The sequence below is a fragment of the Aestuariimicrobium kwangyangense DSM 21549 genome (assembly GCF_000421525.1).
GTDB lineage: Bacteria > Actinomycetota > Actinomycetes > Propionibacteriales > Propionibacteriaceae > Aestuariimicrobium > Aestuariimicrobium kwangyangense.
This window is the reverse complement of sequence record NZ_ATXE01000003.1, coordinates 108,099-126,501: the sequence shown is the minus strand read 5'-3', so window position 1 is coordinate 126,501 and position 18,403 is coordinate 108,099. Positions and strand designations below refer to the sequence as shown.

Below are 18,403 nucleotides of genomic sequence, written 5' to 3'. Positions count from 1 at the left end.
TCGTGAGTCTCGGGTCAGTTGCGACGGGGCTTGGGCGGACGGCAGCCGTTGTGGGCGACCGGGGTGACGTCGGAGATGGCTCCGACCTCGAGGCCCGCGGCGGCCAGTGAACGGATGGCGGTCTCACGACCCGAACCCGGGCCCTTGACGAACACCTCGACGCGCTTCATGCCGTGCTCCATGGCACGACGAGCAGCCGACTCGGCGGCCATCTGGGCGGCGAACGGGGTCGACTTGCGCGAACCCTTGAAGCCGACGGTGCCGGCCGATGCCCACGAGATCACGGCGCCAGCCGGATCGGTGATGGCGATGATGGTGTTGTTGAACGTGGACTTGATGTGGGCCTGCCCGGCCACCACGTTCTTCTTTTCCTTGCGGCGCACCTTGGTCTTGGCAGACGCGGCGCTCTTACGGCTTGCAGTAGCCATGAGTCTTGGTCTTCTCCTGAAATCTTCGGACGAGAGGGAGTCTTCGTGTGAAGGTCAGCCAACGCAGCTGCGTCAGCGAACCTTCTTCTTCCCGGCGACGGTCTTCTTCTTGCCCTTGCGGGTGCGGGCATTCGTCCGGGTGCGCTGACCGCGGACGGGCAGACCGGCGCGGTGACGACGGCCCTGGTAGTTGCCGATCTCGATCTTGCGGCGAATGTCGGCAGCCACCTCGCGGCGAAGGTCACCCTCAACCTCGTAGTTGGCCTCAATGTGGTCACGAAGAGCAACCAGGTGCTCGTCTGTGAGCTCGTGGACTCGCAGGTCACCGCTGATTCCGGTGGCCTTCAGGGTCTCCAGGGCGCGAGTGCGTCCCACGCCGAAGATGTAGGTCAGTGCGACCTCGAGGCGCTTCTCGCGCGGGAGGTCGACGCCAATCAAACGTGCCATGGTGGCAGTTCCTTAGGTGGTCTCGGCCCCGACTCCCCCTGTTTCCCGCAGGGTTGTGTGTGGAGTGCGGTTTGGTCTGGCCGCGAAGGTGTCTGCGTGCCGCGTCCCCTGGTCGCCCGTGCCCGGGTTGGTCGCCCGGGTGGGTGCATCGTCGGACTGTGCTGACGATGGGGGCCCCGGCCTTCGTCCGGGGGTGGGACCGGAGTGTTCCTCCGGCCGTGCGTGCACGTTTGGGTGTTGAGTTGTGTCAGATGTTGATCCGTGGAGGGCGAGCCTGCGGCCCGCTCACGCACCGGCCGGGGCTCAGCCCTGGCGCTGCTTGTGACGCGGGTTCTCGCAGATCACCATCACGCGACCGTGCCGGCGGATGACCTTGCACTTGTCACAGATCTTCTTGACGCTCGGCTGAACCTTCATCGAGCTACTTTCTGATCGAACTGATGGGTTGGGTTGATCACCTGTGGCGGAAGACGATACGGCCGCGGGTCAGATCATAAGGAGAGAGCTCCACCACGACCCGGTCAGAGGGAAGGATGCGGATGTAGTGCTGCCGCATCTTGCCACTGATGGTCGCGAGGACCCTGTGCCCGTTCGCCAGCTCAACGCGGAACATCGCGTTGGGCAGGGCTTCGACCACGGTTCCCTCGAGTTCGAGGGCTCCTTCTTTCTTCGCCATTGCGTCCTAATCGGTTGGTGTGTCCTCGGGATGAGGGCACGGGAGTACCCCCGTGGGGGCATGACCATTCCGGCCACAGTTGACCGACGCCCCACTCTACGCCGGGGGCCGGGTACGACCCAAATCGGACGACCCCCGAACCCGCTCCCCGAACCCCGCCCCTCGGACGCCGTCAGCGGAAGAGCGCGTCGACCTGTGCCAGGAACTCGGGTTCGAGGGCTCGACGGCCCGCTGCGGCGTTCGCCCGCACCTGTTCGGGACGAGTGGCCCCCGCGATCACCGAGCTCACCCCCGGCTGGGCGATCAGCCACCCGATGGCCGCCTGCACCATGGGCACATCGGCCCGCTCGCACAGCAGCCGGAAGTCCTCGAGCTGGTCCCAGTCGACCCCCTCGAGTCGCTCGGGGCGCTGCTCGAGACGGACACCGGTGGGCACGTGGTCCCGACGGTACTTGCCGGTGAGCAGACCGCTGGCCAGCGGGAAGAAGGGCAGCAGACCCAGACCGACCTGGCGCATGGCGGGCAGGTCGGCTGCCTCCAGGTCGCGCTCCATCAGGGAGTACTGGTTCTGCGCGCTGACGAAAGCGGTCAGCCCGTGCTCCTTGGCGACCCGGTCGGCCTCGAGCACCTGCTCGGCGGTGAACTGCGAGTGGCCGATGGCTCGCACCTTGCCTGCCTTGACCAGACCGTCGAGCGCGGTCAGTGTCTCGACGATGGGTGTCTCGGGGTCGGGGGTGTGGATCTGGTACAGGTCGATGGCATCGATTCCCAGCCGGGACAGCGAGGCATCCACGGCCCGGTTGATGTAGTCAGCGGCACCCTTGGCCCCCCATCCGTCGGCCCCCGGCGCGGTGGCGTGCTGGTGGCCGAACTTGGTCGCCACGACCACCTGCGCCCGACGAGTCGGCGTGAGCACCTGACCGATCAGTTCCTCGGATCGTCCGTCGTTGTAGATGTCGGCCGTGTCGATCAGGGTGATCCCCTCGTCGATGGCCGCGCCGATGACGGCGTCGGTGCCGGCGCGGTCGGCGGTGGCCGAGCCGGGTCGTCCGAAGTTGTTGCCTCCCAGGCCGACGATGCTGACCTGGGGACCTGATCCGAGCGGGCGCATGGCAAGAGTCATGGGCACCAGCCTAGTCAGGCGGTGTCAGGAGACCTTGGCCGCCGGCACCGTCCAGGTGTTGCAGCCGCCCACGTTCACCATCGAGAACCCGCGTCGGCCCCAGTAGTCGTTCGACTCCGCGTCACCGTGGTCCGAGTCCTGCTCGCCCTGTCGGAACCAGCGCACCATCAGGGAGTAGTCGCGGCTGGTGAACCCCCAGGCGGGCGTGGTGGAGAGGATCCTCGAGGTGATGCACAACGTCTGCAGCTCGATCCGGCGAGTGCCCTCGTCGTCGTCCATGCCCCCCTGGACCAGCATGTACTCCGACTGCAGGATGCCCGCAGACGCCTGCACGTGGTGGAAGAACTCGTGGCTGATCGTCTCGGGCAACCGCAGGCGCCACCACTGGTTGGACTGCTGACTCAGGTTGGTGTGCACGTAGATGGTCGGCCGGGTTCGCGACGGGCAGTAGAACGAAACCTCCTGGGCCGTGACACTGCCGCACTCAGAGGTGGCGGAACCGCTGAAGAAGACCACCCTGGGTTTGGAGTACGTGACGCCGATCGCGGTCAGCGCCGGCAGCCAACGCTTGTACTCGCAGTCGACCAGTCCTCCGACCAAGGTACGGTAGGCGGCCCCGGAGGGGATCGGGTCGGGAAGCCGAGGGCAGGCGGCGGTGGCGATCTTCTGGGAGTACAGCCGATTGCGCTGCACCGTGACCCAGTCGGAGCCCGTCCTGGTCGATCCCGGGAGCGGCCCCCAGTCGACCCTCGGCACCCCCGGGGGCGGCGAGTTCGTCGTCCGCGGCGCGGTGGTCGGCTTCGTGGTGCCCTGACCCGAGGGGACGACGCTGGTCGTCCGCGTGGGGCTGGAGCCGGGTGTGGTGGGGGCACCGCTGGGCGGGGCGGTGGTGGGCGGCGGCTGGGTCGCCGGGCCCTGCGGGGTCTGCACCGTCACGGGCCCGAAGGAGGTGGCCAGGTCACGCTTCAGCCACGACCACCCGACCACCGCGAACGACACCACCAGCACCACTGCGAGCGTGTTGATGACGATCGCGCCCGCGGACGTGCCACGACCGGGACGCCCGCCGCCCGCCTGCCGTGACGGCAGGTAGGGGGCCGTGGGGTACAGGTCCGACCAGAACTGGGGTTGCTGCGGGGCCTGCTGTGGCCCCGAGTAAGGGTTGGGCGGGGGGTACTGCCCGTACTGGCCCTGTGGGGAGGAGTACTGGCCCTGGGTGGGGTACTGGCCCTGGGCGGGGTACTGGCCCGGCTGCCCGTACTGGCCCGGTGACTGGTGTCCGTACTGGCCCGGCTGCCCGTACTGACCCGGCTGCCCGTACTGATCAGGCTGTCCGGGCTGGCCCGAGCGTGGCTGCTGGCCGGGTTGGGAGTACACACCGGGCACGTCGGACGAGCTCGAGGGCGGCACCCACGACCCCGGAGGGGGCGGCGGCCAGCCACCACGCGGTTCGGTCACGGCGCTCCCCTTTTCTGCCCCCTTGCTTGCACCCATGATTCCAGTCGGGAGGGCCGGATTCCAGCCCCATCACGCTCCCCGGACGACGCTTGAATGGGCATTCGGCGAATTCGGGTCCAGGACGACATCCCCGCCGCGCCCGCTAGGGTCGGAGCCATGGCTTTCTCCGTGGTGACCTACACCTACCTCAACGCTCCCGACGCCTTGGCCGAGGTGCGGCCGGAGCACCGCGCCTTCCTGCGAGGGCTCGCCGACCAGGGCACCCTTGCCGCCTCCGGCCCGCTCAACGACAGCCCCGAGGGTGCGCTTCTGCTGTTGCGCATCGACGACACCGACGAGGCAACCGCGCTGCTCGCCGATGACCCCTTCCAGCGCGAGGGCCTCGTCACCGAGGTCAGCGTGCGCTCCTGGGATCCTGTGATCGGCGTCTTCGTCGAGTGAGTCGCCTGACGACGCTGCTCAGAAGATGAGCACGGCCAGGATCGCGAGCACCAGGGCCAGGGCGGCGATCCCGCCACCGATCATCACGGCCATACCTGCCCGCAGCGCCGGGCGGGTGGGGGTCAACTCCCCCGGGGGCGGGCCGGACGTCCCCTGCGCGACGATGGCTGGCGAGTTGTAGGTCTGCTTCACCGGCAGTCGCTCGACCACCGGCAGCAGTTCCCCCAGGGTTCGGGCGGCGAACACCCTGTCGAGCAGTGGCTGGTAGTCGTCCACGTCGATGTCACCGGCCGAGTACGACTCGTTCAGTCGGCGCACGAGATCTTCGCGTTCACCATCGCTCACGGGCAGGTGGGCCTGGCTGCGGTACTTCGACGAGATCGGCATGTTGCTCACCCCCTCAGTCTACGTGGGCGCCCGGCACCGACAGCCCTGTGAAGTGCGCCGCCCAGGCGAGCACGTCGGCCCATTCGTCCGCCACCATCCCGAGCGGTTTGCCCGGCCCGTGGCCCGTGGCCGTCTCGATCCGGCTGACGATGGGCGCGTGCCCGCCCTGGGCAGCCTGCAGGGTCGCCGTGAACTTGTGGCTGTGGGCCGGCACGACCCGATCGTCGTGGTCTCCCGTCACCACCAGGGTGGCCGGGTACTGGGCGCCGGGGCGCACGTTGTGCAGCGGCGAGTAGGCCAGCGCCACTTCGAAGTCCTCGGGCAGGTCGGGGTTGCCGTAGTCCGAGGTCCACCCCTTGCCGACCGTGAAGGTGTGGAACCTCAGCAGGTCGAGCACACCGACCTGGGGAATGCTGGCCGCCCAGAGGTCAGGGCGCTGGGTCAGCGTGGCACCCACCAGCAATCCCCCGTTCGAGCGACCGTAGTTGGCCAGTTGCCCGGCCGTCGTCACACCCGTGGAGATCAGGTGCTCCGCGACGGCGATGAAGTCATCGAACACCCGCTGTTTGTGCTGCTTGCGGCCGGCGTCATACCAAGCCGTGCCGTACTCGGAGCCGCCGCGCAGGTTGCAGATCACCAGCACACCGCCGGCGCGCAGCCACCCCTCCCAACCCGGCCGGTGATCGGCCAGGATCGGGATGTGGAAGCCGCCGTAGCCGTACTGCAGCGTGGGGCGGGTCTGGTCGAAACCCAGGTCAGCGCGGCTGATCAGGAAGTAGGGCACCTCGGTGCCATCGGTACTGGTCGCCCCTCTGCGCTCGGTGCGCACCTGCAGGGGCTCGGACGAGCCCGCCACCCCCGGCAGGTCGGTGACCCGTCCGCTGGCGGCATCGAGCAGGTGGCTGGTGCGCGGCGAGTTGACCGACGAGAACCCGAGCAGCACCTCGTCGGAGTCACGTTCGGCCGACAGCGCCATCAACTGGCCGCCCGACAGCGGTACTCGTCCGAGATCGGCTCCGGTCAGGTCGTGGCGACGAAGCACCGGTTGCGCGTCCTCCAGCGTGTGGACGACCAGGTGTGCCCGGCTGAAGGCCACCTCCTCGATCGGCCACTCCCCCTCGGGCACCAGCGTGCGCGAGCGCCCCGTGGACAGGTCGACCCGGTCGATCCGGCCCATGGGCGAGGAATCGGACGTGAGCACGAGCAAGTCGTCCCCGTCGACACCGATGGGTTGGCGCCAGGCCGATCGGTTGCCGAACAGGGCTCGCAGCTCACCGACTCCGGCGCCATCGACAGGGGCCACCAGGATGTCGCTGAGCCGCTCGGTGCCCAGCATCGTGGTCACCGTGAGCCAGGCATGTCGCTGGCCGGGGGCGCGCAGCACCTGGGACCAGGCGTGCAGGTCGGGGTCACCCGCCCGCCACAGCTCCAAGTCATCTGAACCGTCGAGCAGGTGGCGCTTCAGCACGGCCTCACCCATGGTCTTGGTCTCTGTTCCGGTGGCGTCCCCGGAACCGGGGTGGTCGAACCACAGGTACCCCGACGAATCGGGCAACCAGTCAGGACGGGCGAACTTGCCCGTCACCTCGTCGTCGCGCAGCGTGCGGGTGTGCAGGTCGAGCACCCGGATGCTCGTCCAGTCAGATCCGGCGACGCTGACCGTGTAGGCCGCCAGCTGGCCGTTGGGGCTGACCGACACGGTGCCCAGCGAGGTGGTGCCGTCCTCCGACCAGGTGCTGGGGTCGAGCAGCACGGGCGCCGCGCCGCCGAGCACCTCGTCGAGGTCACGACTGGCGACCACGGAGTCCTGGGGCTGGCCACCGTCGTTGGTGCTGCGCAGGTACCAGCCGGACTGCCGGTCGGGTGTCCCGCGTCGTTCCCGGACGACGATCGAGCGCATCAGGTCGCTGAAGTGGGCCCGCTCGGGGATCCCCGCGAAGACCTCCTCACACCAGTCACGCTGCGCCTCGACCCACTGCTGGGTCGCGGTGGAGTCCGGGTCCTCCAGCCACCTGTAGGGATCGGCGATCCGGTGGCCGTGCAGGGTCTCGACGAGGTCATGGGCCGCTGTCTGGGGGTGGGGCATGCGACCAGCCTAGACAGTGGCACCGACAAGGGGCGGCCGGAAAACCGCTCGCCAGGCCGTTGGTGCCCGACGCACACTGAGGGCGTGCAGAACAGCTACCACGTCGCCATGGCCGACCTTCCCCCGGTGGAGGCGGACGGTTCGTCACGCGATCCCGGAGTGCTCGACGGTTTGCTGCGAGCGGCGGTCGAGGTCGACAACCGGGCCTGGCGCGAGGTGTTCGGCCACGATGACTTCACCAACATTCCCGAGGCCTACCTTCAGTCACTCGCCCAACAGCAGAACGCCCGCAAGCGGCTGCTGCTCGCCCTCACCGGGCCCGTCTTCGCGTCCGGGCAGGAGGCCGGTCTGCCGCTGCTGCAGCCCCATGACGACCCGGGCGACGCGGTCGTGGTGGGCACCTGCATGATCATGCAGAGCCGCCACGACAATCTCCACCTGCTCGACGGCTTCGAGGTCACCGTCGACCCCGACCATCGTCGTCGCGGAGTCGGCACCATGTTGGTCCGAGCGGTGGAGACCGTCGCCCGTGACTGGGGGGTGGACACCCTGATCAGCTGGGGTACCCACGAGAACGGCGAAGGCCGGGACGACGCGCTGCACCCCAGGGAGGGTGCCTTCTCGATCGCTCGTGACGTGCCCGCCCGGTTCGCGCTCCGTCACGGGTTCTCGTTGGCCCAGTGCGAGCGGCACTCGGTGCAGAGGGTGCATGGAACGCAGGTGTCGGTCCCCCATCTCCCGCACGGTTACGAACTGGTGCAGTGGATCAACGAGACCCCCGAGGAACTGCTCGAGGCGAAGGCCCGGCTGAACCTGGCCATGAGCACCGACGTGCCCAAGGGTGAGCTCGAACTCGAGGACGAGGTGTGGACGGCGGACCGGGTCGCCTCGTCCGAGCGCGACACCTACCGCAACTGGATGGGCCTGACCACCGCCGCACGCCACGTGGATTCAGGAGAGCTGGCCGGCTACACCAACATCCGGCGGCGGCCACAGTTGCCCGCGGTCGCGTGGCAGGAGGTCACCATCGTGCTCGCCTCACACCGGGGCAACGGGCTGGGCGAACTGATGAAGGCTGCCAATCTCGAGTGGCTCCGCCGAGAGTGGCCCCGAACCGAGCGGGTGCACACCTGGAACGCGGGCGAGAACCAGTGGATGCTCGCCATCAACGACCGCCTCGGCTACCAGGTGGCCTCGGTCGGGGGTGCTTGGCAGAAGAAGGTCTGAACCAGGCCGTTCCGACGGCGTCGGTTCAGTCCGCGAGCGGACCGAAGGGGATGCCGCGCTTGGTCAGCTCGGCCTCCCCGCCGTCCTCAAGGGTCAGCACCCAGACACCGGCGGCGGTGGGGGTGACGGTGTTCTCCCAGTGCGCGGCCCACGAGCTGTCGCGGGTCACGATCGTCCAGTCGTCCTCGAGTTCGGCGACGTCGCCGCTGCCCAGGGTGACCATGGGTTCGATCGCGATGGCGTGACCCTCGTTGAGCACGGGGCCGCGGCCACCGCGTCCGTGGTTGGGCACGTCGGGGTACATGTGCATCTCCGAACCGATGCCGTGTCCGGTGAAGTCCCTGATGATGCCGTAGCGGCGCCGGTGCGATGAGGTGGAGGCCTCGACCGCCGCCGAGATGTCGCCGATCCTGGCGCCCACCCGGGTGGCACCGATCCCGGCCCACATGGCCTCCTCGCCCACCCGCGAGAGTTCTCGGACCTCGTCCGACACCTCGCCGACGAGGAAGGTGCGGGCGGCATCTCCGTGCCACCCCTCGATGACGGCGCCGAAGTCGCACGAGACGATGTCACCCTCGGCGAGCACGCGGTCGCCGGGAATCCCGTGCACGACCTCCTCGTTCACCGAGATGCAGGCGACCCCCGGGAACGGCTGGATACCCCAGTCGGCGCCGTAGCCCAGGAAGTTCGAGCTGGCCCCACGGGCGGCCAGGATCTCGCGCCCGATCTGGTCGAGTTCGCGGGTGCTGACGCCGGGCCTCACCTCGGCGGAGAGGGTGCGGAGCACCTCGTCGACGACCAGCCCGGCCCTGCGCATCAGCTTGAGCTGATCGGGGGACTTGCGCTCGAAGGTCGGCTTGCGCGGGCTCCGCATGGGAAGCTCCTCAGGCCCCGGCGAGCTCGTCGAGCACGGCGAAGATGCGCTTCGAGACCTCGTCGACCGAGCCCACACCGTCGATCTCCTCGAGCAGACCCCGCTCGCGGTAGACCGCGAGCAGCGGCTCGGTCTCGTTGGCGTACACCTTCATCCGGTTGCGGATGGTCTGCTCGTTGTCGTCGGAGCGTCCGTCCTTCTCGGCGCGGTCGAGCAGGCGGGTGACCAACTGTTCCGGGTCGACCACCAATGAGACGACCGCGTCGAGGCTCTGGCCCGACTCGTCCAGCATGGTGTCGAGTGCGGCCACCTGGGAGAGCTTGCGCGGGTAGCCATCGAGCAGCCAACCAGCCGCGACGTCGTCGGCCTTGAGCCGGTTCGACACGATCTCGTCGGTGATCTCGTCGGAGACCAGTTCGCCGGAGTCCATGATCTGCTTGACCTGCTGGCCCAGTTCACTGCCGGAGGCCATCTCGGCGCGGAAGATGGCGCCGGTCGAGATGGTGGGAATGCCCACGTGCTCGGCGATGCGGGTCGCCTGGGTTCCCTTGCCGGCGCCGGGGGCGCCCACGATCAGCAGTCTCACTTGAGGAATCCTTCGTAGTTGTGCTGTTGCAGCTTGCTCTCGATCTGCTTCACGGTGTCGAGCGCGACACCGACGATGATCAGGATGCTGGTGCCGCCGAACGGCATCGACTGGGTGGCCTTCATCAACACGAACGCCAGGGTGGGAATGAGCGAGATCACCCCGAGGTAGAGCGAACCGGGGGCGGTGAGCCGGCTCAGCACGTAGGCGAGATAGTCCTCGGTGGGCTTGCCGGCCCTGATACCGGGGATGAAGCCGCCGTACTTCTTCATGTTGTCCGAGATCTCGACGGGGTTGAACGTGATCGACACGTAGAAGTAGCAGAACGCCACGATCAACACGAAGAAGATGAGGTTGTACAGCCAGTGGTCGCCGCGGACGAAGTTGGCCGCGATCCACTGTGACTCGGGACGCGACGGCCGGAAGGTCGAGTACAGCACCGGCAGGTACAGCACCGACGAGGCGAAGATGACCGGGATGACACCGGACTGGTTGACCTTGAGCGGGATGTAGGTCGAGGTGCCGCCGACCAGTCGACGACCGACCATGCGCTTGGCGTACTGCACGGGGATGCGACGCTGGGCCTGCTCCACGAAGACCACGGCCGCCATCACCAGCAGGGCCACGGCGATCACGGCGCCGAACATCAGCCAGCCCTGGGCGCCCGGACGAAGGTTCTTGACCCCCCAGATCGAGGTCGGGAACGCAGCGGCGATCTGGGTGAAGATCATCACCGACATGCCGTTGCCGACGCCGCGCTCGGTGATCAGCTCGCCCATCCACATGATCAGTCCGGTGCCGGCGGTCATGGTCAGCACCATCACCACGACGGCGAAGATGCCCTGGTCGTAGACGATGCCGTCACAGCCGGGCAGCAACTGACCCGAGACGGCCATGGTGACGAAGGCCGTCGCGTTCAGCACCGCGAGCACCAGCGTCAGGTAGCGCGTGTACTGGGTGATGGTCTGCTGACCGGAGGCGCCCTCCTTCTTCAGGGCCTCGAGTCGCGGCACCACCACGGTCAGCAACTGCAGGATGATCGAGGCCGTGATGTAGGGCATGATGCCCAGCGCGAAGATGGCCAGGCGGAGCAGGGCGCCACCCGAGAAGAGGTTGATCAGCGAGTAGAGCCCGGCCTGTTGGCCCGCCTCGGCGAGCTGACGGCACTCGTCGATACGACTCATGTTGACGTTGGGCACCGGCACGACCGAACCGAGTCGGAAGATGGCCAGGATGAACAGGGTGAACAGGAGCTTCTTTCGAAGGTCCGCCGTCCTGAACGCGTTGACGAAGGCGGAAAGCATCCGGGCCGACTCCACTCGTTTGTCTGTCTGGTCTGTTGCTGCACTGATTCTGCTGGTGCACTGATTCTGTTGCTGCACTGATTCTGTATCGCCCTGATCGGGGACGTGCCCCGATCGGGGTGATGAACTGCTCCGGGTGGTCCACGCACGATCGCGCGACGGGTCCACGCGTGGAACAACGCCTTGGCAGCATACCTTGGGGGCCGACAATCCCCACATCGTCCGACCGGTTCCGGGCCACGTCCTCCGGCGGACGACGGCCCGTGACGGTACCGGCGGTACCCGATCTCGCGACGGGCCCCCCGGACGAGCCCGAGACCTCGACGTGACAACCGCACACACTTGGGTTGCAACTGCGTAACGATCCCCCTTCCGGGGCGGTCGTGGGCTGGCCCGCAAGCCGATTGGGCTACTAACTTCACAATCACCAACAACGACCGGGGACGACTGCCCGCTTGCGCGCGCCATCGATCCTCGGCCTCACCCTTGGAGGAACCTTGAGCAAGAAGCTCATTGGAGCCGCCGCTGTTCTGTGCGCGGCAGCGCTCACGGCCAGTGCCTGCTCCGCACCCGAACGCAAGTCGGACACGCCCAGCTCCTCGGCCACCTCGTCCACCTCGACCTCGGCCTCGGCCAGCACCGGCGGGGAAGCCACCGGTTCGCTGACGGTGTTGTGGAACCAGTACTTCTACGCCCTGAACTCGGCCACCAGCTTCGGCAACAACGTGACCAACTCGCTGATCACCTACTCGACCGGTTCGGCCGCCTGGTACTACGACAAGGACCTCAAGAAGGTCAAGGACGAGTCGTTCGCCACCTACGAGAAGGTCAGCGACTCCCCCCTGACGGTCAAGGAGACCCTGAAGGACACCGCCACCTGGTCGGACGGCGTCCCGGTCCAGGCCTGTGACCTGATCCTCGCCTACGGCGCCCAGTCGACCCTGTTCAACACCGCCGAGGGCGCGTCGAACGAGGAGACCGGCAAGGTCGACCAGAAGGGTGGCGTCTACTTCGACTCCTCCTCCGAGGCCTGGAAGCTGATCAAGGACTTCCCCGAGGTCGGTGACAACGGCAAGTCCGTCACCTACAAGTACTCCGCCCCCTACGGCGACTGGGAGTACGCGCTGTTCTCGAACGGTGCTGGTCTGCCCGCCCACATCATCGGCAAGAAGGCCCTCGGCGCTGCCGACGACCAGGCCGGCTGTGACGCGGTGACCAAGGCCTTCAAGGACAAGGACAAGACGGCCCTCGCCAAGATCGCCGACGTCTGGAACGGTTCCTACAACTTCACCGCCATGCCTTCCGACAAGGACCTGTTGGTCACCAACGGCCCTTACGTCATCAAGGACATGAAGGACAAGCAGTCCCTCACCATGACGGCCAACCCTGAGTACAAGGGCACCCGCAAGCCGAAGATCAAGGACATCACCGTCGTCTACAACGAGGACCCCACCGCTTCGGCGCAGGCCCTCAAGAACGGCGAGGTCTCGATCATCGAGCCCCAGGCGACCGCTGACCTGCTGAAGTCGCTCCAGGGCAACGAGAAGATCGAGGTGCTCACCGGCACCACCGCCACCTACGAGCACGTCGACCTGCAGATGAAGAACGGTGGCCCCTTCGACCCGGCCAAGTACGGCGGCGACGCCGAGAAGGCCAAGAAGGTTCGCCAGGCATTCCTGCTGACCATTCCCCGTCAGCAGATCGTCGACACCCTGATCAAGCCGCTGAACCCCGACGCCAAGGTGCGTGACTCGTTCAACGTCACCCCCGGCACCCCCGCCTACGACGCCACCGTCGCCGGCAACGGTCTCTCGGCCGCCTACGGCAAGGTCGACATCGCCAAGGCGAAGTCGCTCCTGCAGGAGGCCGGTGTCTCCAACCTCAAGGTTCGTCTGCTCTACGCCAAGTCGAACCCCCGCCGCCAGCAGGAGTACGCGCTGATCGCGGCGTCGGCCAAGCAGGCCGGCATCGAGGTCATCAACGGCGGTGACGACGACTGGTCGAACAAGCTGGGCACCCCGAACGTCTACGACGCCTCGCTGTTCGCCTGGGCCTCCAACAACGACGCCGTCACCGGCGCCGCGGCCAACTTCGTCCCCAAGGGTCAGAACAACTTCGGCAACTACAACAACCCCGAGGTCGGGAAGATGTACACCGAGATGAACTCCCTGACCGACAAGGCCAAGCAGGACGAGCTGAACATCAAGATCGAGAAGCAGCTCGTGGACGACGCCTTCGGCACCGTCCTCTTCCAGCACCCGGGCATCGACGCCTACGACAAGACCAAGGTCAAGAACGTGTCGCAGATGTCGTTCGTTCCCTACTACTTCTGGAACGTGTGGGACTGGGAGTTGGTCGGCTGATCAAGCCAGACTGACCGACACCTGATGTCACGGCAGCGGGGCGCTCTCGAGAGGGCGCCCCGCTGTCATGTTCCTGAAACAATCCCCTGTCATACTCCACACGACCCGACACCATCGGACGAGCACTTCCCGAGGCCCTGCGACCGCGGCCGCCAGGCGAAGCCCACACAGTCTCGGCTTGACGAGGACGCCTTGCATGGTGTGGGGTCGCTCACACGCCCTGTCCGACTGGTGGGCAGCCCCGGCTGCCCCCGGTACGGCTCCGGGGCGTCCGCGACACGAAGGACCGCCAACCGATGATTCGATTCCTCGCCCGACGACTGCTGACCGCAATCGGGCTGCTGCTGGTTCTGTCATTCATGATGTACGCGTTGCTCAGCATCGCCATGGACCCGCTGGATGACCTGCGCATCTCGACAGCGCTGAACAAGCAAGACCTGATCAACTCCCGCATCCGGGCCCTGCACCTGGACTGGCCGTGGTACCGCCGCTACGCGAGCTGGGTCATCCACGTGCTGCAGGGTGACTTCGGCATGGCATGGCGAACCCAACAGCATGTCAACGACATCCTCCCCGGGGCCGTCAAGACCTCGGTGCAGTTGGTCTTCGCAGCCACCGTGCTCGCCCTGCTGATCGGTGTCACCGTCGGTGTGATCTCGGCCCTTCGCCAGTACACGACCTTCGACTACGCGATCACCTTCGTCTCGTTCGTGCTCTACTCGCTGCCGGTCTTCTGGGTGGCCGTGCTGCTCAAGCAGTTCCTGGCCATCGGCGTGAACGACTACCTGGTCAAACCGCACATCATGTGGCCCCTGGCCATCGTCCTGGCGCTCGTCTCGGCCCTGTTCTGGGCCGGTGCACTGGGCGGTGAGACCCGCCGCAAGCTGATCACCTTCGCGGTCGCCTTCGTCGCCTCGCTGGCCGCCCTCCTCGTCGTGATGGGCACCAACTGGATCAACGAGCCACAGTTCGGCCCCCTCGGCATCGCCGTCATCGGCATCGCCGCTGCGCTCGGCGTCACCGCCCTGTTCGCCGGCATGCACAACCGTCGGGCCCTCTACGCCGCCCTGACCACTGCCGTCGTCGGCGTGGGCAGCTACCTGGGACTGCGGTGGTTCTTCTTCCTGTATTCCGTCAACGACGGAATCCTGTTCGTGCTGCTGCTGATCGCGATCGGCGTCGGCCTGCTGATCGGCTTCCTGTGGGGAGGCCCCGACCGCGGGGTCTCGATGCGCGGCGGTGCGCTGGTGGCCCTGGTGATGTCGGTGGCCGTCTGGCTCGACCAGTTGATGTGGAACTACCCCGACTACTTCAAGGCGCTGGGTGGACGTCCCATCCCCACCATGGGCACCTCCACCCCGAACTTCACCGGTGACTACTGGTTGACCTCACTCGACCGGATCACGCACCTGGTGCTGCCCACGATCGCCCTGGTGATGATCTCGTTCGCCGGCTACGTGCGCTACGAGCGCGGCGCCATGCTCGAGGTGCTCGGCCAGGACTACATCCGCACGGCCCGCTCCAAGGGGCTGCCCGAGCGGGTCGTCATCGTCCGCCACGCCCTGCGCAACGCGCTGATGCCGCTCGCCTCGATCGTGCCGCCCGACTTCATCGCGATGATCGGTGGCGCCGTGCTGACCGAGACCATCTTCGGATGGCGCGGCATGGGCCGCATGTTCATCGAGGGCCTGCGCGGCTCCGAGGTCGACCCCGTCATGATCTACGTCATGATCACCGGCGGTCTGGCCATGGTCGCCAACCTGCTGGCCGACCTGCTCTACGCCCTTCTCGACCCACGAATCCGGGTGAACGCATGACCAACAATCCCAACCTCGACGACCTCGAGAACCAGCGGGCCCAAGGCGGCCTCGGCGCCGGCACCGTGTCGGAGACCAGCGCCATCGACGAGTCCCACGGACGCGGGGAGGGCGTCGGCGAAGCCCAGGAAGTGCAGGGTCTCTCGCAGGGAACGATCGTCTTCCGCCGCTTCGTGCGCCACTCCGGGGCCCTGTTCGGCATGGTCACGATCACCGCGATCGCCCTGCTGAGCCTGATCACGATGGGCATCGGTCCGATCCACGGCCTGTGGTGGGAGCAGGACCCCCAGAACCCGCACACCCCCGAGAACGGCTCCGCCCCCACCCTGCACATGCCCAAGTGGTTGGGTGGTGAGGGATTCGCCATCGGCAAGTTCCCCTTCGGCCAGGACACCATCGGCCGTGACAACTTCGCCAACGTCATGCTGGGCATCCAGACCTCGCTGACGGTGATGATCGTGCTGAGCATCGTCGTGCTGCTGATCGGCACCACCGTCGGGGCCCTCTCGGGTTACTACCGCGGCCGCATCGACAACGTGCTGATGCGTCTGACGGACCTCGTCATCACCCTGCCGGTGATCGTGCTGGGCGCCGTCCTGGGCCGCCTGATCACCGTGCTCCCCACCAAGTGGGGCTGGTCGGACTCCACCAAGGGTCTCCTCGACCGCTGGATGCCCGTCGAGTTGGCGATCGCGCTGGGACTGATCCTGTGGACCGGACTCGCGCGCCTCGTCCGCTCGGAATTCCTGAGCCTGCGCGAACGCGAATTCGTCGACTCGGCCCGGGTGGCGGGTGCCAGCGACTTCCGCATCATCACCAAGCACATCCTGCCCAACACCATGGGCGTGATCATCGTGAACGTCTCGCTGCTGATGGCCGCCTCGGTCGTGCTCGAGACCGCCCTGTCGTTCCTCGGCTTCGGCATCAGCTACCCGGCCGTGTCGCTGGGCCAGCTCATCAGCCAGAACCAGACCGCCTTCGACACCCGTCCGTGGTTGTTCTGGTGGCCGGGTCTGTTCATCGTGCTGATCGCGCTCAGCGTGAACTTCATCGGTGACGGTCTGCGCGACGCGTTCGACCCCCGGACGAAGAAGGTGCCGAGCAAGCGGCAGATGGACAGGCAGTCCAACCGGACCCTGAAGAGCCAGGCCTCGCAGAAGGGAGCGTCGAAGTGAACGACGACATGGTGCACGCGGGCGAACCCGCCGAGGACGTGGCCAGCAGCGCGCCGCGCCACGCCTCCACCACCGAGGGCCCGGAGAGCGAGTCGGACACCTCGTTCGAGCGGGAGGACCGTGCCCGCAGTGAACACGACCTCGGCACCGCAGCCGCCAAGCGCACGTCGCGTGGCAGCAAGGGACCCGAGCCGGTGCAGCGCGGAGAGGTGATCCTCGACGTCAACGACCTGTCGGTCAACTTCTGGGTGAACGGCGACTGGTTCGCTGCCGCCAAGGGACTGTCGTACCAGCTCAAGGCCGGCGAGGTGCTCGCCATCGTGGGCGAGTCGGGGTCAGGCAAGACCCAGTCGTCCATGTCGCTGCTCGGCCTGCTCCCCCGCAACGGACGAGCCTCGGGCTCGGCGAAGCTGCGTGGCACCGAGCTGATCGACATCAGCGCCGAGAAGCTGCGCCACATCCGCGGACGCGAGATCGCGGTCATCTTCCAGGAACCGATGACGGCGCTCAACCCGCTGTACACGGTCGGGTTCCAGATTGCCGAGACGCTGCGCGCGCACTTCGTGATGAGCCCCGCCCACGCCAAGGAGCGCGCTCTCGAGCTGATGCGGCTGGTCGAGATCCCAGAACCCGAGCGTCGCTACAACAACTTCCCGCACCAGCTCTCCGGTGGTCAGCGTCAGCGCATCATGATCGCCCAGGCCCTGTCGTGTGAGCCGAAGTTGCTGATCGCCGACGAGCCGACCACCGCGCTCGACGTGACGGTGCAGGCCGAGATCCTGAAGTTGATGCGTGACCTGCGTGAACGGGTCGACGCGGGCATCATCCTGATCACCCACGACATGGGCGTGGTGGCCGACATGGCCGACACGATCATCGTCATGAAGGACGGCGTGGTCGTCGAGCACGGCACCTCGCAGCAGATCTTCGGGGACCCGCAGCACCCCTACACGCGGCAGTTGCTCGCGTCGGTGCCGCACCTCGGCTCGATCAACGAGGAGGCGATCGAGCAGGTCGACGCCTCCCAACTGAGTTCGCGGACGCTGGTGAAGGTGGGCGAGAACGCGATTCCGCTCACCGACGGCCCCGCCGACGTCACCCCGGCGTTGCTGATGGAGGACGTCGCCATCGAGTACCCCAAGCAGGGACGCAACCCTGCCTTCCGCGCGGCGCACCACATCAACCTGCGGGTCGATCCCGGTGAGGTCGTGGGGCTGGTGGGTGAATCCGGGTCCGGCAAGACCACCATCGGACGAGCCGCGGTGGCCCTGCTCCCCGCGGTCGAGGGCAAGTTGTCGGTTGCCGGACGAGACATCACCCACGCGACCCAGAAGGAGCTGTTGCCCTTCCGCCGCGAGGTCGGGATCGTGTTCCAGGACCCCGGGTCGTCGCTCAACCCCCGCCTGCCCGTCGGCGAGTCGATCGGCGAGCCGCTGCTGCTGCACGAGAAGCTCCGTGGCCAGGCGTTGTCGAAGCGGGTGGAGGCGCTCCTCGACAGCGTCCAGTTGCCGCGCGCCATGCGCAACCGCTACCCGCACGAGCTCTCGGGTGGTCAGCGCCAGCGCATCGGTATCGCACGCTCGCTGGCCCTGCAGCCCAAGTTGCTGATCGCCGACGAGCCGACCTCGGCTCTTGACGTGTCGGTGCAGGCCACCGTGCTGAAGCTCTTCCAGGACCTGCAGGCCGAGTACGGTTTCGCGTGCCTGTTCATCAGTCACGACCTGGCCGTGGTCGAGATGCTCTCGAAGCGGATCGCCGTGATGCGTCACGGCCACCTGGTCGAGGTGGGCCCGACGAACGAGATCGTCCGTCGCCCCCAGCACGAGTACACCCAGCGCCTGCTGGCCGCCGTGCCGGTGCCGGACCCCGACGAGCAGCGCAAGCGCCGCGAGTTGCGCGACCAGATCATGGCTGACCAGGTCAGCTGAGCCACGATCTGCGTGCAGTCGTTCCCGCCGGGCCGTCCTCCTTCGGGAGGGCGGCCCGGTTCGCTTCGGGGATGCCCTCGGAT

At 67.2% G+C, this 18,403-nt stretch carries 17 protein-coding genes; 6 read left to right on the top strand and 11 right to left on the bottom strand.

The window, feature by feature from the left end; translation table 11 throughout:
- Window positions 1-14: 14 nt before the first annotated feature.
- From rpsK to H507_RS17390, 6 genes are all read right to left on the bottom strand, one after another.
- The gene (gene rpsK, locus H507_RS0110560) at window positions 15-428 is read right to left on the bottom strand and encodes a 30S ribosomal protein S11 (RefSeq protein ID WP_026378093.1); all 414 of its coding nucleotides are present in this window, start codon (window positions 426-428) and stop codon (window positions 15-17) included.
- Between the two features lie 72 nt (window positions 429-500).
- On the bottom strand, window positions 501-875 hold the full coding sequence (rpsM, locus tag H507_RS0110555) for a 30S ribosomal protein S13 (RefSeq protein ID WP_022910681.1): 375 nt from the start codon (window positions 873-875) through the stop codon (window positions 501-503).
- A gap of 303 nt (window positions 876-1,178) precedes the next feature.
- Complete coding sequence (gene rpmJ, locus H507_RS0110550) at window positions 1,179-1,292, bottom strand: 50S ribosomal protein L36 (RefSeq protein WP_020575560.1); 114 nt, start codon at window positions 1,290-1,292, stop codon at window positions 1,179-1,181.
- A 37-nt stretch (window positions 1,293-1,329) separates the two neighbouring features.
- Entirely contained in the window at window positions 1,330-1,551 is a 222-nt protein-coding gene (gene infA, locus H507_RS0110545) for a translation initiation factor IF-1 (RefSeq protein WP_022910680.1), read from the bottom strand.
- 172 nt (window positions 1,552-1,723) lie between these two features.
- Window positions 1,724-2,674 (bottom strand): aldo/keto reductase, encoded by a 951-nt coding sequence (locus H507_RS0110540; protein ID WP_026378092.1) that lies wholly within the window; start codon window positions 2,672-2,674, stop codon window positions 1,724-1,726.
- Window positions 2,675-2,698: 24 nt separating this feature from the next.
- Window positions 2,699-4,132, bottom strand: coding sequence for a neutral zinc metallopeptidase (locus H507_RS17390; RefSeq protein ID WP_157438959.1), 1,434 nt, complete (start codon window positions 4,130-4,132; stop codon window positions 2,699-2,701).
- A 156-nt stretch (window positions 4,133-4,288) separates the two neighbouring features.
- On the opposite strand from H507_RS17390, the gene H507_RS0110530 reads away from it, so the two are divergent.
- Window positions 4,289-4,573, top strand: a complete 285-nt coding sequence (locus H507_RS0110530; RefSeq protein WP_022910677.1) for a YciI family protein — start codon at window positions 4,289-4,291, stop codon at window positions 4,571-4,573.
- Between the two features lie 18 nt (window positions 4,574-4,591).
- On the opposite strand, the gene H507_RS0110525 is transcribed toward H507_RS0110530, so the two are convergent.
- Together H507_RS0110525 and H507_RS0110520 are read right to left on the bottom strand one after the other, a co-directional pair.
- The gene (locus H507_RS0110525; protein ID WP_245558909.1) at window positions 4,592-4,960 is read right to left on the bottom strand and encodes a DUF1707 SHOCT-like domain-containing protein; all 369 of its coding nucleotides are present in this window, start codon (window positions 4,958-4,960) and stop codon (window positions 4,592-4,594) included.
- Between the two features lie 13 nt (window positions 4,961-4,973).
- Entirely contained in the window at window positions 4,974-7,046 is a 2,073-nt protein-coding gene (locus H507_RS0110520; RefSeq protein WP_022910675.1) for a prolyl oligopeptidase family serine peptidase, read from the bottom strand.
- An 84-nt stretch (window positions 7,047-7,130) separates the two neighbouring features.
- Between H507_RS0110520 and H507_RS17385 the strand changes: the two genes are divergently transcribed.
- A complete protein-coding gene (locus H507_RS17385; protein WP_022910674.1) occupies window positions 7,131-8,273 on the top strand; it encodes a GNAT family N-acetyltransferase in 1,143 nt (380 codons plus the stop codon).
- Window positions 8,274-8,298: 25 nt separating this feature from the next.
- Here the strand turns inward: H507_RS17385 and map are convergent, their stop codons facing one another.
- The 3 genes from map to secY are packed head-to-tail and all read right to left on the bottom strand — an operon-like array spanning window position 8,299 to window position 11,037.
- Window positions 8,299-9,147 (bottom strand): type I methionyl aminopeptidase, encoded by an 849-nt coding sequence (map, locus tag H507_RS0110510; protein ID WP_022910673.1) that lies wholly within the window; start codon window positions 9,145-9,147, stop codon window positions 8,299-8,301.
- Between the two features lie 10 nt (window positions 9,148-9,157).
- Entirely contained in the window at window positions 9,158-9,733 is a 576-nt protein-coding gene (locus H507_RS0110505; RefSeq protein WP_022910672.1) for an adenylate kinase, read from the bottom strand.
- Window positions 9,730-11,037: a preprotein translocase subunit SecY gene (secY, locus tag H507_RS0110500; protein ID WP_022910671.1), complete on the bottom strand. Its 1,308-nt coding sequence runs from the start codon at window positions 11,035-11,037 to the stop codon at window positions 9,730-9,732. Before secY ends, H507_RS0110505 begins: the two co-directional genes overlap by 4 nt.
- A gap of 497 nt (window positions 11,038-11,534) precedes the next feature.
- Here secY and H507_RS0110495 point away from each other — a divergent pair, with 497 nt between their 5' ends.
- The 4 genes from H507_RS0110495 to H507_RS0110480 all read left to right on the top strand — a co-directional run bounded on the left by H507_RS0110495 (window position 11,535) and on the right by H507_RS0110480 (window position 18,320).
- Window positions 11,535-13,400, top strand: coding sequence for an ABC transporter family substrate-binding protein (locus H507_RS0110495; RefSeq protein ID WP_022910670.1), 1,866 nt, complete (start codon window positions 11,535-11,537; stop codon window positions 13,398-13,400).
- A gap of 296 nt (window positions 13,401-13,696) precedes the next feature.
- The gene (locus H507_RS0110490) at window positions 13,697-15,217 is read left to right on the top strand and encodes an ABC transporter permease (RefSeq protein ID WP_022910669.1); all 1,521 of its coding nucleotides are present in this window, start codon (window positions 13,697-13,699) and stop codon (window positions 15,215-15,217) included.
- Window positions 15,214-16,392 (top strand): ABC transporter permease, encoded by a 1,179-nt coding sequence (locus tag H507_RS16145; protein WP_022910668.1) that lies wholly within the window; start codon window positions 15,214-15,216, stop codon window positions 16,390-16,392. Before H507_RS0110490 ends, H507_RS16145 begins: the two co-directional genes overlap by 4 nt.
- A complete protein-coding gene (locus tag H507_RS0110480; protein ID WP_022910667.1) occupies window positions 16,389-18,320 on the top strand; it encodes an ABC transporter ATP-binding protein in 1,932 nt (643 codons plus the stop codon). The genes H507_RS16145 and H507_RS0110480 overlap by 4 nt, the downstream gene beginning before the upstream one ends.
- Window positions 18,321-18,403: the final 83 nt, after the last annotated feature.